Here is a 14,904-nt window from a genome sequence, read left to right on the forward strand (position 1 = left end):
AGGTTGGTTCTCGCAACCCGACCCTACCGGGAAACCCGATGGCCACCGTAAGCTACACCACGTCTGGGGACGTCACCTACGAGAGATCTTTGCCAGGACCAGCCGTGCTCAGTATTGGTAGGGCGAGCGCGTCAGGAGTTCGTTGCCGTCTCGACCGATGATGAGGATATCCTCGACGAACGCCGAGCCTGTTTCATCATCGGCAAGAAAGGCCTCCACCCCGAACACCATGCTCTCGCGCACCACATCCTCGGGTTCGGACATCACGGTGGAGATCCGCGGTTGCTCGAATGACAGACCGATGCCGTGACCATAGAAGGGAAAATTCTTCATGAGGGTGCTTTCACTGCCGCCGAAGGCCTGCGTGAGGCGATCCCCTTCGGCCGCGACATCGAGCAGGCGCACGCCCGGGCGCATCATTGCCGACAGCCGCTGCACGATATCGGCCGTGGCTTCGATCAGTCGGCGCTGCCGGGGGCTCGGTTTTCCAAAGACCGAGGTCCGTCCGGGATCAAGGTAGTAGCCTTGCTGAAAGGCCGCATGCACCGTGCCCCGAACCAGATCGCCGGGGGCGGGCGCATCATCGGAAGACCCGGTCAGGGGGAAGCGATAATCGGCATCGATCGTATCGCCGTGGTTGGTTCCGATCGCCTGAATCCTGCCGCCGCGGGCGACCACCACACGCGCCGCATTGCCCGCAGCCTCGCGTTCGAGTTTTCCCATCGTGAGACCCTGCATCAGCACGTCGGTCGCCTCGGTCGCAGCCTCGCCGGCGATGCGATAAACATCAAGCTCGCGCGGGCTCTTGATCGCGCGCACCCGGCGTATGAGGTCATCCGCATCGACCCACTCGATATCGGGCGTGGCATCCCGAAGCTGGCGCCAGTACGTCACCGGCATGAACCACGCACCGCAAAAGGCCACCCGGCCGGTGATGCCACGTTCCTTGAGGCGGCGCGCAATCGACAGGAAGGGATGGTTGTCGCAATAGACATCCGCGACACTGATCAGGTCGCGGCGCGGCTCGGGTTCATCGATATGAAGCTCTGGCTCTTGGCCCTTCTGCAGGATGATGCCCGAAAACGAACGCGCCGACCAGATACGCGAGTCCATACCGCCGCTTACCGAATAGTGGTTGCTCAGATAAAGCACATCGCCGCAGTTGTCGGTGGTGCCGCCGCCCCGGCTCACGACGACAGCGGCCTCGAAATTATCTTCGGCCATGACCTGCAGCACACGGGCCCAGCGGGCTTGGTATTCTTCGATCGGAAAGTGACGCAGCATTCAAAACAGCTTTCAGGGGTTGCGGGCGACACGCGCCGAAACGAGGCCGCCGCGAAGCGGCCTCGCAGATCGTGACGCAAGGATCAGTTGGTGGCGAAAATGGTCCGGATCGGCTCTGCGGGGGTCGGATCGAAGCCGATCAGATCGCTGGTCAGCTCGGCATAGGTGCCGTCCGCGATCATGTCGGCAAGGGCCGCGTTCACCGCCCGGGCGAGGTTGGGCTTGCCCATCTTGATGGCAAATCCCTTCTGGATCGAGGACACCGGCTCTTCGAGAAGTTGCAGGGGCAGGCTGGATTTCTCGATCGCATAGGCGGCAGCGACCGCATCGGTGATGATGGCATCGACCTGACCGTTCGCGAGATCCTGCATGGCATCGGATTCCGCCTTGTAGGATTTCACCTCCGCTCCCAGCTCTTCGGCAATCGTGGTCCAGTTGGACGCAACGAGGCCACCGACGGTTCGGCCCTTCACATCGGCGGGCTGCGCGATATCGCTCCCGGTCTGCACGACGACCCGGCCACCGGACTCGAGCCAGCCATCCGAGAACAGCACCTTCTTCTGGCGCTCTTCGGTGATGTCCATCGCGACCGAGACGATATCGTACTGGTCGGCCTCAAGACCGATCAGCACGGATTCCCACTTCACCAGCACGGGTTCGTAGTCCAGCCCGAGGCGATTGGCGATCTCACGCATGACGCGGATCTCGAGACCGTCCAGCGCGCCATCCGGTGCGCGCATCGAGAACGGAGGATAGGTGCCTTCGGTCGCAGCAGAGAGCACGCCCGGCTCCAGCAACTCCAGCTCTTGCGCGTCCTGCGCCTTGAGCTCGGCCGCCAGCGGCAGCAGCAGTGCGGTCGCAATTGCCGCAATCTTGATCTTGAAGGTCATTGGGGGAACTCCCTGTCTGGTTTTTTCTGTTTGGCCCGGTTTTCCGGTGTTGTTGGAGCGCGGCGCACAAGCTGGCGCGCCCATTCGGCAGATCAGTACAATCGGGCAAAGCGGCGCTCGAAGAAGGCCGCCAACTGCGTCAACAGGGTGGTGAGCGCCAGATATATGAGCGCAACCGCGATGTAGAAATCGAAGGGGCGGAACGTGGCCGAAATCAGCGTCTGGGCGTAGAGCGTCAGTTCCACAACCGTGATCGTGGACAGCAGCGAGGTGTTCTTGAGTGTGGAAAGCGCCTCATTCGTCACCGCTGGCAGGATGATCCGCACAACTTGCGGCAGGATGATCGTGCGCATGGTTTCGGCGCGACTGAACCCCAGCGCCAATGAGGATTCGGTCTGCCCCTTGGGGATCGCCTGCAAGCCTGATCGCACGATTTCAGCCACATAGGCGCCCGAGTTGATGCCCAGTGCCAGAACGCCCGCCATATAGGGCGACATTCGGACCCCCAGCTGCGGCATTCCGAAATAGACGATGAAGATCTGGATCAGCGCGGGTGTGCCCCGGATGAACCATATGTAAAAGGCCGCAGCCCCCCTCACCGAGGTGAGATCGGACCGTTGCCCGAGCGCCGCCGCCAGACCAAAGACCCAGCTCAGCACGATCGTCAGCACGGTCAGCCAGAGCACCGTCCAGGCGGCTGTCAGGAAACCGGGACCGTAGACGGAGATGTCGTTTGCAAGCGCCTGCATCAGACCAGCCCTCCGGCTTTCGCCTGACTCAGATCGTCATGGAGGATCGAGTGCAGGAACTGACGCAGACGCGGGCTCTGTGGATCGCGCAGGATCTTGCCGGGAGGCCCCTGCTCCCCGATGACGCCGTCCTCGAAAAACAGCACGCGCGAAGACACATCGCGGGCGAAAGACATCTCATGTGTCACCAGCAGCATGGTCATGCCGTCTGCGGCAAGCGACGCCATCAGCATCAGGACTTCGTGGACAAGCTCGGGGTCGAGCGCCGAGGTCACTTCGTCGAAAAGCATCAAGCGCGGGGTCATGGCGAGGGCGCGAGCAATGGCGACGCGCTGCTGCTGCCCGCCTGAAAGGCGCTGCGGTGAGGCGTGGCGCTTGTCGTAAAGCCCAATGCGATCGAGCAGGCCTTCGGCCATTTCCGTCGCCTCCGCCCGGGATTTTCCGAGGATTCGCACCGGGGCGTGGGTGACATTCTCCAGCACGGTCTTGTGCGGCCAGAGGTTGTAGCTCTGAAAGACCATCCCGATCCGGGACCGCAGCGCCTGAAGGTCGCGCTCCGAGGGGTGCTGACCGCTGGTGCTGTCGAAGTCGAAGGTCTTGTCATCGAACACCATCGTCCCGCTGTCTGCCGGTTCGATGGCGTTGATCGTCCGAAGGAAGGTGCTCTTGCCGGACCCGCTGGCACCGATGATCGACACCACCTCTCCTGCGGCCACATCGAGGTCGATGCCTTTCAGCACCTCGAGTTTTCCGAAGCTTTTGCGAATGTCGCGCAGCTTGAGAAGTGACCCTCCAAGGTCCGTCGTCATGGCTTTATCCTGTTTCGGCGGCCCGGCCTCATCGCTGAGGCGTGAGTCGATCTTCCGCAATTTAGTAATTCCACTGGTATACTGAAAATCAGAACCTGAAACTCGAAACTTGCTTTTGGCGACAATGCCCTCTGTCGGCAGATTAGAATTTGTGCATTATGCGTTCGTATTGAGCACATTAGCGATGCTTCGCGGTAGCGTTCCGCCTAGTCTGCGCAGCTGTGCCATCATTGAGGCGCCAGAGCGTGAGCGTGCCGACGCCACTCAAACGCCCCTTCAATGCGACAGTCAGCAAGATCTGCTGTCACTTGCTCGCGCAGGGCGTGCAATTGGTATACTGAATACTCTCAAGACCACGTTGAAGAGGCGGATCGCCACGATGCATACAGGATCATTCAGGCCAAGTCCGATGGACCCCGGCAAAGGCCAGAGCCACGCTGCGACGAACCGCACGCTTGCTCATGACGCGCACCGGAAAATCATGGCGATGATCCTCGACGGCAGGCTGCAGCCGGGCGATCTCTTGCAACCGGCGATGCTTGGCGAGGCACTGTCGATGTCGCTGACGCCCATCCGCGAAGCGATCCGTCAGGTTCAGGCGGACGGGCTTGCCGAGATCCATGGCCGCTTCATGCGGGTGCGGCGCCTGTCGGAAGCGGAAGTGGTGGAAATCTTCTTCATCCGCCTGTCGCTCGAGCCGTATTTTGCGGCCAACGCGCGTGTCGCGGACAAGGCGCTTGACGCCATGGAGGCCCGGGTCATGGCGCTTATGCGGCAAGGGCCCTCGGACGAGAGCGATGCTCGGAGCGTTGACGCTGATTTCCACCAGATGATCGCGCTATCGCATGGCAACCAGACGGCGGCGCAGGTCGTCGCAAAGCTGCACCGGCGGACCGCCATCTTCGACCACACGCAAGTACCCGCGCGGTTCCTGACAGGGTGCGCCGAGCATCTCGACCTGATTGACGCCCTGCGCGAGCGCGATGCGCAGCGTGTAGAGCATGCGATGATCCATCACCTCGAGGGCGCGCGCGATGCCATCCTGCGCAGGTTGCGCCGCAGCCACGACCGCTAGGCAGCCCAACGCCGTTTGCGTGAGCGCTGCCGTAAAGAACGCGGGCGGCCTCACAGAACGGGCGGGCGCGATTCCATGTCCGGACTCCTTCCGCCGGGTTGCTGATACTGCAGGAACGCCACAGGAATACCATATTTGCTCAACACTCACCCACACCCCCGGAATAATGACCAATTAACGGGCAAACCCTGTCTGGCCGCGGGTTCTTGCCCCAGGCCTATTTTCATGGGATACAGGTGGTATACTGAAATAACATGGATCGCTGCGCGCGATCTTTTTGATAACGCCAACAGGGGTCGACACATGAAATATGGAATTGGAATGGGCATTGCCACGCTGGGCGTCGCTCTTGGCTCGGCCGTTGCGGCACAGACAAGCTGGGACATGTCGGTCGTCTGGCCGGAGGGCAACTTCCACACCAAGAACGCCATGACCTTCGCCGAGCAGGTCGCCGAGGTCACCGATGGCGAGGTGCAGATCACCGTGCATTCGGGCGGCGCGCTTGGCATCAAGGGCCCCGAAGGCATGGCCGCCGTGCGCGATGGGCTGGTGCCGATCGCCGACATCCTGATGAGCCAGCAGGTCGGCGAGAACCCGGCGCTGGGGGTCGAGACCCTGCCCTATCTCGCCCCGACGCTTCCCGACCTCGCGCTGCTGCACAAGTTCTACCGCCCGATGATCGAAGACATCGCCGAGGAGATGAACCAGAAGCTGCTCTACATGACGCCCTGGCCCGGACAGGCGGTCTATTCCCCGAACAAGATCGAAACGCTCGCCGACCTCGAGGGGCTGACCATCCGCGTCGTCGACGCCAATGGCGACAGCTTCTTCAACGCGATCGGCGCCGCGCCGCTGCAAATGCCGTGGGGCGAGGTCGTTCCGTCGCTGGCCGCTGGCACCATCAAGGGCGTGACCACGTCTTCGTCGTCGGGTGTCGATGGCGCGTTCTGGGAGTTCATGGACAACATGAGCACCTTCAACTGGCAGGCCTCGTCGAACATCGTCACCGTCAATCTCGACGCATGGAACGCCCTTGATGCCGAAGACCAGAAGGCCATCGAGGCGGTCGCCGACGCGCTTGAAGGCGATTTCTGGCTCAACTCCGCGATGGAAGACGCCAGCAAGATCGCGACGCTGGAAGAGAACGGCATGACCGTCTCGGCGCCGTCGGCAGAGCTGAAGGCCGATCTCATCGACGCCGCGCGCCCGCTGTGGGATGCCTTCAAGGAGCGCGTGCCCGAGGTTGCCCCGGTGATCGACAACTACCTCGCCGTGCGCGGAGAGTGATCTGCCGGACCGGGCCTCTGCGACAGGGGCCCGGCCCTTCATTTACAACCCGTTGAAAGGTAGCAAGGATGGTGTCAGCCATGGACCACAGCCCGGACCCGAGCCCCGCGTCAATGCCCTCGCGGCGGTTTGGCCCGATCATCGCCCCGATCGATGCCGTGACGCGGGCGGGCAGCCTGATTGCCGGGCTTGCCCTGCTGGCGATCCTTGGGATGATCACCGCCGAGATCGTCTCGCGCAACCTGTTCGGACGCTCGCTGCCGTTCTCATGGGATTATTCCGCCTATGCCATGGGCACCGCCTTCATGATGGGGGCCGCGGATGCGCTGCGCCGGGGGGCGCATGTGCGCGTCACAGCGGTGCTGGAAGCGGTGCCGCATCGGCTGTCGCGGGTGATCGAATTCGGCGCCTGCCTCGCCGGGCTGGCCGCCTGCGCCGCCTTGGCATGGGCCTTGAGCGAAATGGCCTTGCTATCGTTTCAGCGCGGCTCGACCTCTGCCACCGTGATGCGCACGCCGCTGGTCTGGCCGCAGAGCCTTGTCGCGCTTGGTGCCATCATCCTGACGCTGCAATGCGCGGCGCAGCTGCTGCGGCTGAGCCGCGGCGAACGCCTCGCCGAAGGCGCCGCGATCGAATGAGCCGCGCCCCTGCCTGCAAGATGCCCCCTGCCTGCATAACGCCCCCTGACTGCATAACGGCCCCCGCCCCCAAGATTTCCCGAAAGGCGCCGCGATGACGCAAATTGCTACTTCTCTGGTGGGGATCATGGTCCTGCTGCTGGGCTCCGGCCTGTGGATCGGCCTTGGCCTTGTCGCCACCGGCGCCGCGATGCTGGCGTTGTTCCGACCGCAGATGCCCTTTGTCAAACTGCTCGCGCAGCAGTCGTGGAACGTGCTCTCGTCGACCGAGCTGCTCGCCCTGCCCCTGTTCATCCTGATGGCCGAAGTGCTGTTCCGCACCAATATCTCGGCTTCGCTGTTCACCGGGCTGACGCCTTGGCTGCGGCGGGTCCCGGGCCGGCTGACCCATATCAACGTGCTGGGCTGCACGCTTTTCGCTTCGGTCTGCGGCTCTTCGGCCGCCACCACGGTGACCGTCGGGCGCATCACCGCGGGCGAGCTGCTGAAGCGCGGCTATGACCGGGATCTGGTGATCGGCTCGCTGGCGGGGGCGGGCACGCTGGGCTTTCTGATCCCGCCCTCGACGATCATGATCATCTACGGCGTCATGGCCGAGGAATCGATCCTGCGCCTGTTCATGGCGGGCATCCTGCCCGGCGCGCTGCTGGCAATCGCCTACATGGGCTACATCGGCATCCGCGCCAAGCTGTCACCGGACAAGATCGGCGAGGCCCCGCCCCCGACCAGCCTGATCGAGAAACTGCGCGCGCTGACCGACCTTGGCCCGCTGCTGCTGCTGATCCTCTTTGTCATCGGCTCAATGTATGGTGGCATCGCATCCCCCACCGAAGCCGCCGCCGCCGGAGTGATCGGCGCCATGGTCATCGGCTTCGCGCAGCGCAAGCTCGATCTCAAGGGCCTGCTTGCTGCCGCGCGTCAGGCCGCAGAGAACAGCGCGATGATCGGCCTGATCATGGTTGGCGCGATGTTCCTGTCGACGGCGATGGGCTATCTCGGCCTACCGCGCTACATCGCGGGCGCGATCAATGGCTGGGGCCTGTCGCCGCTGGCGCTGATCGCGGTGCTGCTGGTCTTCTACATCCTGCTGGGGATGGTGATGGAGGGTCTTGCGATCATCGTCATGACCCTGCCGATCACCCTGCCGCTGGTCGAGGCCGCGGGCTATGACAAGATCTGGTTCGGTGTCTTCATCGTGATCGTCGTCGAGATGGCGCAGATCTCGCCCCCGGTCGGCTTCAACCTCACGGTGCTTCAGCGCCTGACGGGGGACAGCATCGGCAAGATCACCCGCGCGACGATGCCGTTCTTCCTGATCATGGCGGGATTTGTCTTCCTGATCGCGCTCTTCCCGCAGATCGTCAGCATCGTGCCGGATCTGATGCGGCACTAAGGCGTCACGCACGCCCCACACGGGCGCCTTCGGGCGTGATAAAGCCCCCGGCGCTCTCGCCGGGGGCTTCGCTGTTTTCCGGGGGTCGAAAAGAACATCCCTCGCTGCTCGCCCTCGAAGCGGATCACCGGCAGGATGTCAAAGGCGATGCCTTTTCCTCAAGCCCCGTCGGCAAGGCGCAACACCCTGCGATCGCCGACCTCGCCGCTGCGACTTTATGGTGCGTTGCCGGGTGAAGCTCAGCGAAGAGTGATCTGGCGCGGCAAGGACGACAGCGGCTCGGCTCCGGTCTCGGTGACAATCACCGTTTCCGACACGCCCACCGTAAAGCGGCCGTAGTCGCGCAGGGTGATGGGCAGGTGAAACACCATGCCGGGCTCGAGCGCCGTGTCGACACCGGTAAAAAGCGACAGGATCGCGCCCTCGCCCCAGTCCGGGGCAAAGGCCGCGCCCATCGAGTAACCGGCGCGCTTGCGGAAGGCGGCGGTGAACCCGGCGGCGTCGATGACTTGCTGCGCCGCCTCGTGCGGGGCGCAGCAGGGGCGGCCCGGCAGCATCGCCGCAAGCGCCGCGTCAAGCGCGCGCAGGCTGGTGTCCATCATACGCTGCGCGGTCTGCGGCGGCGTACCCATCCAGACCGAACGCATCAGCGCCGCGTGATAGCGATCATGGCTTGCGGCCAGTTCGAGAAACACGCCATCGCCCTCTGCAAGCAAGCGCCGCCGCCAAGTGGCGTGCGGGATGCCCGAACGCGGACCCGAGCTGACCAGCGGCTCCATCGCCATCGCTTCCGATCCGGCATTGATCGCGGCGGCGGTCATCGCGGCGGCGACGGCGTTCTCGCTGACCCCGTCACGGCAGGCCTCGATCGCGGCGGCCATACCGGCCTCGGCGTAGCCTGCCGCGAGCCGCAGCGCCGCCAGTTCGCGCGGCGATTTCACCGCGCGCAGCGTCTCTGTCCAGCCTGAACCGTCGAGCAGGCAAATCCCGTCGAGCGTGGTCTCGATCCGGGTCATCATGTCGGGGCTGACGAACCAGCCCGTGCGCTCGACGGCAAGGCGCTGCACGTCCTGCGCGCGCACCAGCGCTGCCAGCGCCGTCGCCGGATCCTCGCCATCCTGCCAGGTGCGGATGTCGTCGAACCAGACATCGGCGCGGGCCCCGGTTTCCTCAAGCTGGCGGACCAGCAGCACCGGCGCGCCTTCGGCAGGCACAAGCAGCGCCTGAAAGGCGAAATAGCCCGCAGTCTGGCGCCCGGCCGTCCAGAAGATATTTTCGGGGCCGGTGAGCAGCAGCGCATCGGCGCCCTCTGCCCGGATGCGCGATTGCAGCGCTGCGGCGCGGGCGCGGAATTCTTCGGCGGGAAAGACGGCGGCGCTGCCCGCAAGCGGGGCGGCGGGGGAAAGGATCTGGGTCATGGGGCCTCAGGAAGTGTTGAACGTGCCGAGGAATCGCGCCCGGACGTGATCGAAATGCCCGGCCATCCGGGCCGCGGCGCGCTCTGCGTCATGCGCGGCGACGGCGTCGATGATGTCGACATGCTCGCGCGCCTGATCGACGAAGGTATCATAGGTGCGGGTCAAAGAGCAGCGCCGGGCAATGCCGCGCTGCTCGTCAAGGATCGCTGGCAGCAGCTCGAGCCGGGCCGCCCGGGCGATGGCGCGGTGAAAGGCACCGTCCGCTTCCCAGAAATCATCGAAGCTAACCGGCGCGCCGTCGACGATGGCCTGCATCTGCGCCCGGATCTCGCGCAGCTCGCGGGTGGCGCAAAATTCGGCGGCACGGCCCGCGGCGGCGGCTTCAAGCTTCTGGCGCAGCTGCACGATCTGCAACAACTGCTCGACCGTGACAGAACGCACCAGCACCACGCCATTGCTGAGCCGGTCGACCATCCCCTCGCTTTCGAGCCGGGAGATCGCCGCCCGCAGCGGCGTGCGAGACAGGCCAAGCGTTTCGGTCAAGGCGCGCTCCGAGAGCACCGTTTCGGCGGGAATGCGGCCCGAGACGATGTCGCCGCGCAGCCGGGCATAAGCGGTTTCGGCAAGCGTCGCGCCGCTCATTCTCTGCTCTCCTTTGCGATGGCGAGGAACACCGCCGCCACGGCGCGGGCGAGGTCGGCCTCGTCCATCGCCTCCTCCGGGCAGTGGCTACCGTTCCAGTTGCGGATAAAGACCATCACGCTGTCCCAGCCAGCAGCCCCGAAGGCGGCGGCGTCATGACCACCGCCCGACAGCATGCGGCGCGGGCTGTCACCCTGCGCCTGCGCGCCGCCAGCCACAAACTCCGCCATACTCTGCGACAGCCTTGCCGGGGCCGAACGGCTTTGTGCGCCAAGCTCGAAGCGGATGCCCGGACGGGCGGCCTCGATGCGGGCGATCTCGGCCTTCAGCGCCGCATCGGCCTCTGCCAGCGTCGCCGCCTCGTCCGAGCGCAGGTCAAGGCAGAAGCCCGCCTGCCCCGGCACCTTTGCCATGGCGTGCTGCGGCGAGGCCGCGTCGAGCTTGCCGAAGGTGACGGTCAGGTCATGGCCCGCCTCGAGCATCCGCGCCCAGACGGCATCCATCGCGAGGATCAGCTCGGCGATGGCCACCACCGCATCGGCGCGGCTGGCGCGCGGCGCGCCGCCCGAATGCGCCCAGATGCCATGCAGCTGCGCATCGCGGTAGCGCAGCCCCCCGCGCACCGCATCGACGATGGCATAGGGCTCGCCGGCGTCGTGCAGCACCGGGCCCTGCTCGATGTGGAACTCGAGAAAGCGGGCCGGCGCGGGCGCCGCCAACCTGCGGACGGCCTCGGGGTCGAAGCCCTCCATCGTCATATGCTCGGCCAGCGTCAGGCCGGTGTCAGAACGTCTGGCGTCAAAATCCTCGGGGTTGAGACGGCCCAGACCGGCGCGCGATCCGGCGTAAGAGACCGGAAACCAGACGCTTTCCTCGGCGCGGGTCACCGTGAGGACGATATCGCAGGCCGGGGTGATGCCCTCGGCGCGCAGCGCGGCGATCACCGCCAGCGCGCCGATGACGCCCGCCTGACCGTCGTAGGCGCCGCCTTGGCTGACCGTGTCGAGATGCGAGCCGATATAGAGCGGCGTGGCGTGACGCACGCGCCCTTGCAGCGTGGCGAACAGATTGCCCGCCGCGTCGCGCCGGATGTTGCACCCCAGCGCGCGGGCTTCTTCCTCGATCACCGCATGCGCGGCGCTTTCCAGCGCGCTATAAGAGGGCCGGGTCCAGCCCGGGCCGTCTTCGGTGATCGCGTTCACGCGGGCAAGCACGCGCGAAATGATGTCGGCAATGAGCGCGCGCGGCGGGGTCAGGGTCAGGGTCTCGCTCATGCCCGGGCCTCCGTCGCCTGTTCGGGACCGACCGGGATCAGGACGGTCTCGGGCACGCCGCCGGTCAGCGCGGTGATGACATGGCCCGCCGCGCCAAGGGCGACCCGGCGCAGGGCCTCTTCAGTGGTGCCGCCAAGGTGCGGCGTGAAGATCACGTTGGAGAACGCCGCCAGCGGACCGGTGCCCGCACCATAGCTGTAGACGTCAAGCGCCGCGCCGCCACATTGGCCGCTGGCCAGCGCCTCGACCAGCGCGGCCTCGTCCACCAGCTCGGCGCGCGCCACGTTGACCAGCTGCGCGCCGGGCTTCATCGCGGCGAAGCGCGCGGCATTGAACATGTGATGGGTTTCGGGGCGCAGCGGCGTGTGCAGGGTCACCAGGTCGGCCTGCGCCAGCCCGTCCTCGAGCCTGTCGACGCGGGGGAAGCTGCTGACGTTTCGCGCGCGCGGCGAATGCACCAGAACCTTCATGCCGAAGGCGGCGGCGGCCATCTGCCCGAAGCGGCTGCCGATGCTGCCCCAGCCGACGACCAGGGCGGTCTTGCCCGAGAGCTCGCGGAAGCGCTCCGACTCGCGAAAGCCCGGCCTGCCCGCGCGTTCCGAGCGGTCTGCCGCGTTCACCCCGCGCGCCAGCGCCAGCGCAAGGCCAAGCGTCAGCTCGGCCACCGATTGCGCGTTGGCGCCCGGGGTGTTGGCAACCATCACGCCGCGTTCGATCGCGGCGTCCTTGTCGACGGCATTGTGCCCGGTGCCATGCACCACCACGGCGCGCAACCGGTCGGCTGCTTCGAAGGCCACGCGCGGAAATCCGGCATCGCGGGTGATCGCGGCATCGCAGCCCTGCACCGAGCGGGCGATGCTGGCGGCATCGGTGCCGCCGCAGGGAACCGGCTCGATGCCATGGCTGCGCAGGAGGGCGAGCCCGGCGTCATGCACGGGCTGAACGATGAGGCATTTCATGTCCGGAGGGCCTTTTCAGTGGGGGCGGGCAGCACCTTGTCAAGATGCGCAAAGATGGCGTCGCGGGCGTGGTCGAGATGCGCGCCCATCAGCGCGGCGGCCTCGTCGCGCAGGCCCGAACGCAGTGCCGAAAGCAGGGCGAGGTGCTCCTCGCAGCCACGGGCAAAGCGCTCGGGCACGACGCGGTGGTCGAAGATGCAGGTACGCATGTGCAGGTCCTGAATGACCTTGGCGGCGGCGGCATTGCCGGCGGCCACCGCGATCGCCATGTGAAAGCTCTGGTCGACATGCCATTGCAGGTCGTCCTCATGCGGGCCCTTGTGCATCAGCGCCCGCACCTCGGCTTCAAGCGTATCGATATGCTGCGATGTCAGCCGCCCGGTGGCCGCGCGCACCGCGTCTGGTTCAAGGGTGCGGCGCAGGAAGAAGATCTCGTCGATCTCCTCTGGATTGATCCGCCGCACCCGCATGAAACGGCCCGCCTGCTCGGCTAACCCCTCGCTGCGGATCCGGGCGATGGCCTCGCGCACGGGGGTGCGGGACATGTCGAGATCGGCACAAAGCCGGGTCTCCTGCAGCGTATCGCCGGGCTTCAACTCGCCTTCGAGAATGCGCTTGATCAGCTCGCGATACGCGGTCGCCGCAAGGGTCTTGCCGCTCATTGCGCCATATCCTTTGAAGGTTCCAGATCGCGGCCCATCACCGCCTCGGGCTCGACAATACTGCCTGCCAGATTGCACGACAGCAAAAACCCCGAGCTGAGCATCATCCCCGTGGCGGGAACCAGCGATGCCAGAACCTCGCGCAGCCGTGCCCGCTCGGCAAGCAGGATATCCTCGGCCTCATCGCGGCTCACCACTTCGAATCGCAGGTCGGCCCCGGTGGGCAGCTGTGCGAGACGCGGCAGATCGGCCGAGATCACCGTGGCGATCTTGGGATAGCCGCCGGTGGTCTGCGCGTCGGCCATCAGCACCATCGGCTGGCCCGAGGCGGGCACCTGAATGGCCCCCGACACGATGCCATCCGAGACAATGTCATGGCCGCGCATGGCGGGCAGCGTCGGGCCGTCCAGCACCATGGCCATGCGGTCTCGCTGCGGCGAGATGCGAAAGCGGGCAGTTTCGAGCTTCGCGAGGACTTCGGCCGAGAAATAATCATCCTGCGGGCCAAGCACGACGCGGATCGCACGCTCGGGGGCGATCGGGCCGGGGCGGCTCGCCGGATCGCGCGGACGCAGGCAGGGGGCAGTTTCGTCCGCGTCGCCAAGCGGCAGTTGGTCACCGGCCCGCAGCGCGCGGCCCTCGACCCCGCCGAGCGCAAAGCGCAGATGCGTGGCGCGGGCCCCCAGCACTTCGGGCGCGGCGATGCCGCCACAAACCGCGATATAGCCCCATGTCGCGCCCTTGAGCGCGCCGATCTTCACCACCTCGCCCGCCTCGACCGCATGGCTCTGGCCAGCGGACAGCAGGCGCTCGCCGATGCGGATATCGCAGTCGCCGCCCGTCACCGCGAGGCGCAGCGCGCGGCCCGCCCGGAAGCTGCCGCCGATGGCGGTGAACTCCAGCGCCGCCGCAGACAGGGGATTGCCGCAAAGCGCGTTGGCAAGGTCCATCGCTGGGCGGTCCATCGCCCCGGCGGCAGGCACGCCAAAGCGCTTGCGCCCGTGGCGGCCGTGGTCCTGCACCGAGAGCATCGGGCCGACACTGAGAATTTCCAGACTCATGGCGCGGCCTCCGGCATCGGCATGCTCTCGCCCGACGCGATCGCGGCCGCGATCTCGGCCCCTTCGGCGGCGCTGACAGGCACAAAGTTCAGCCGATCCCCTGCGGCAAACAGAAAGGGCTCGGCGCGGGCGGGATCAAAGGCGCGCCACGGCGTCCAGCCGACAAAGCGCCAGCCCGAAGGGCCGGTCACCGAGTTGATACTGCCCTGCTGGCCGCCGATGCCGACGGCCCCCGCCGGGATCGACTGGCGCGGCTTAGGCAAGCGCGGCGTGTGCAGCGCCTTGGGCAGCCCTCCAAGATAGGCGAAGCCCGGCGCGAAGCCGATCATGTAGACCCGGAACTCTGCGGCGCTGTGTATCTGGATAAGCTCATTCGGCGTCAGTTGCTTTTCCCGGGCGAGATCTTCGAGATCAAGCCCGACCTCGCCGCCATAGACCACCGGCACGCGCCACTGGCGGGCCGACCCTGCGCTTACCTTTAGCTGCGCGATGCGCTCCGCCAGCGCCGCTTCCAGCGCCGTTCCACGCAGCAGCGCCGGATCATAGCTCACCAGAAGCGAGCGGTAGGTCGGCACGCATTCCAGCACGCCCGGAATTGGGAAATCGGACAGGCTCTCGGCAAGCGCGATGACCCGGCGATTCACGTCCGCGTCGATGACATCCCCGAATTGCACCGCCAGCGCGCAATCGCCAACACTCAGGAAAGCCGGGACGATTTCGGGCCCGCCGGGGCCGTGCTGCGCACGCTTGCTCATTGAAAAAC

The 14,904-nt window shown here is 65.9% G+C and carries 15 protein-coding genes; 4 read left to right on the top strand and 11 right to left on the bottom strand.

Annotated elements, in window-relative coordinates; all coding sequences use genetic code 11:
• Window positions 1-108: 108 nt before the first annotated feature.
• From Q4543_RS20020 to Q4543_RS20035, 4 genes are all read right to left on the bottom strand, one after another.
• Window positions 109-1,284: a M24 family metallopeptidase gene (locus Q4543_RS20020; protein ID WP_303441247.1), complete on the bottom strand. Its 1,176-nt coding sequence runs from the start codon at window positions 1,282-1,284 to the stop codon at window positions 109-111.
• An 83-nt stretch (window positions 1,285-1,367) separates the two neighbouring features.
• On the bottom strand, window positions 1,368-2,174 hold the full coding sequence (locus tag Q4543_RS20025) for a transporter substrate-binding domain-containing protein (protein WP_303441249.1): 807 nt from the start codon (window positions 2,172-2,174) through the stop codon (window positions 1,368-1,370).
• Between the two features lie 92 nt (window positions 2,175-2,266).
• Window positions 2,267-2,923 carry an amino acid ABC transporter permease gene (locus Q4543_RS20030; protein WP_252737327.1) on the bottom strand — a complete coding sequence of 219 codons (657 nt, stop codon included), beginning with the start codon at window positions 2,921-2,923 and terminating at the stop codon, window positions 2,267-2,269.
• On the bottom strand, window positions 2,923-3,732 hold the full coding sequence (locus Q4543_RS20035) for an amino acid ABC transporter ATP-binding protein (protein WP_303441253.1): 810 nt from the start codon (window positions 3,730-3,732) through the stop codon (window positions 2,923-2,925). Before Q4543_RS20035 ends, Q4543_RS20030 begins: the two co-directional genes overlap by 1 nt.
• Window positions 3,733-3,916: 184 nt before the next feature.
• Here Q4543_RS20035 and Q4543_RS20040 point away from each other — a divergent pair, with 184 nt between their 5' ends.
• The 4 genes from Q4543_RS20040 to Q4543_RS20055 all read left to right on the top strand — a co-directional run bounded on the left by Q4543_RS20040 (window position 3,917) and on the right by Q4543_RS20055 (window position 8,125).
• Window positions 3,917-4,807, top strand: coding sequence for a GntR family transcriptional regulator (locus Q4543_RS20040; RefSeq protein WP_303441255.1), 891 nt, complete (start codon window positions 3,917-3,919; stop codon window positions 4,805-4,807).
• Between the two features lie 303 nt (window positions 4,808-5,110).
• The gene (locus Q4543_RS20045) at window positions 5,111-6,094 is read left to right on the top strand and encodes a TRAP transporter substrate-binding protein (RefSeq protein WP_303441257.1); all 984 of its coding nucleotides are present in this window, start codon (window positions 5,111-5,113) and stop codon (window positions 6,092-6,094) included.
• Between the two features lie 80 nt (window positions 6,095-6,174).
• Entirely contained in the window at window positions 6,175-6,732 is a 558-nt protein-coding gene (locus Q4543_RS20050; RefSeq protein WP_303441259.1) for a TRAP transporter small permease subunit, read from the top strand.
• Window positions 6,733-6,826: 94 nt separating this feature from the next.
• The gene (locus Q4543_RS20055) at window positions 6,827-8,125 is read left to right on the top strand and encodes a TRAP transporter large permease (RefSeq protein WP_303441261.1); all 1,299 of its coding nucleotides are present in this window, start codon (window positions 6,827-6,829) and stop codon (window positions 8,123-8,125) included.
• A gap of 239 nt (window positions 8,126-8,364) precedes the next feature.
• Here Q4543_RS20055 and Q4543_RS20060 read toward each other — a convergent pair whose 3' ends face one another.
• From Q4543_RS20060 to pxpB, 7 genes are read right to left on the bottom strand one after another with little or no spacing between them, the layout of a single operon-like run.
• Window positions 8,365-9,543, bottom strand: coding sequence for a Xaa-Pro peptidase family protein (locus Q4543_RS20060; RefSeq protein WP_303441263.1), 1,179 nt, complete (start codon window positions 9,541-9,543; stop codon window positions 8,365-8,367).
• A gap of 6 nt (window positions 9,544-9,549) precedes the next feature.
• Window positions 9,550-10,185 carry a GntR family transcriptional regulator gene (locus Q4543_RS20065; protein WP_303441265.1) on the bottom strand — a complete coding sequence of 212 codons (636 nt, stop codon included), beginning with the start codon at window positions 10,183-10,185 and terminating at the stop codon, window positions 9,550-9,552.
• A complete protein-coding gene (locus tag Q4543_RS20070; protein ID WP_303441267.1) occupies window positions 10,182-11,459 on the bottom strand; it encodes a hydantoinase/carbamoylase family amidase in 1,278 nt (425 codons plus the stop codon). Before Q4543_RS20070 ends, Q4543_RS20065 begins: the two co-directional genes overlap by 4 nt.
• Window positions 11,456-12,418, bottom strand: coding sequence for an NAD(P)-dependent oxidoreductase (locus tag Q4543_RS20075; RefSeq protein ID WP_303441268.1), 963 nt, complete (start codon window positions 12,416-12,418; stop codon window positions 11,456-11,458). The genes Q4543_RS20070 and Q4543_RS20075 overlap by 4 nt, the downstream gene beginning before the upstream one ends.
• Window positions 12,415-13,080: a GntR family transcriptional regulator gene (locus Q4543_RS20080; protein WP_303441270.1), complete on the bottom strand. Its 666-nt coding sequence runs from the start codon at window positions 13,078-13,080 to the stop codon at window positions 12,415-12,417. Before Q4543_RS20080 ends, Q4543_RS20075 begins: the two co-directional genes overlap by 4 nt.
• On the bottom strand, window positions 13,077-14,141 hold the full coding sequence (locus Q4543_RS20085) for a biotin-dependent carboxyltransferase family protein (RefSeq protein WP_303441272.1): 1,065 nt from the start codon (window positions 14,139-14,141) through the stop codon (window positions 13,077-13,079). The genes Q4543_RS20080 and Q4543_RS20085 overlap by 4 nt, the downstream gene beginning before the upstream one ends.
• Complete coding sequence (pxpB, locus tag Q4543_RS20090; protein WP_303441274.1) at window positions 14,138-14,896, bottom strand: 5-oxoprolinase subunit PxpB; 759 nt, start codon at window positions 14,894-14,896, stop codon at window positions 14,138-14,140. The genes Q4543_RS20085 and pxpB overlap by 4 nt, the downstream gene beginning before the upstream one ends.
• Window positions 14,897-14,904 lie beyond the last annotated feature (8 nt).

Source organism: Salipiger sp. 1_MG-2023, from assembly GCF_030547555.1.
Taxonomy (GTDB): Bacteria; Pseudomonadota; Alphaproteobacteria; order Rhodobacterales; family Rhodobacteraceae; genus Salipiger.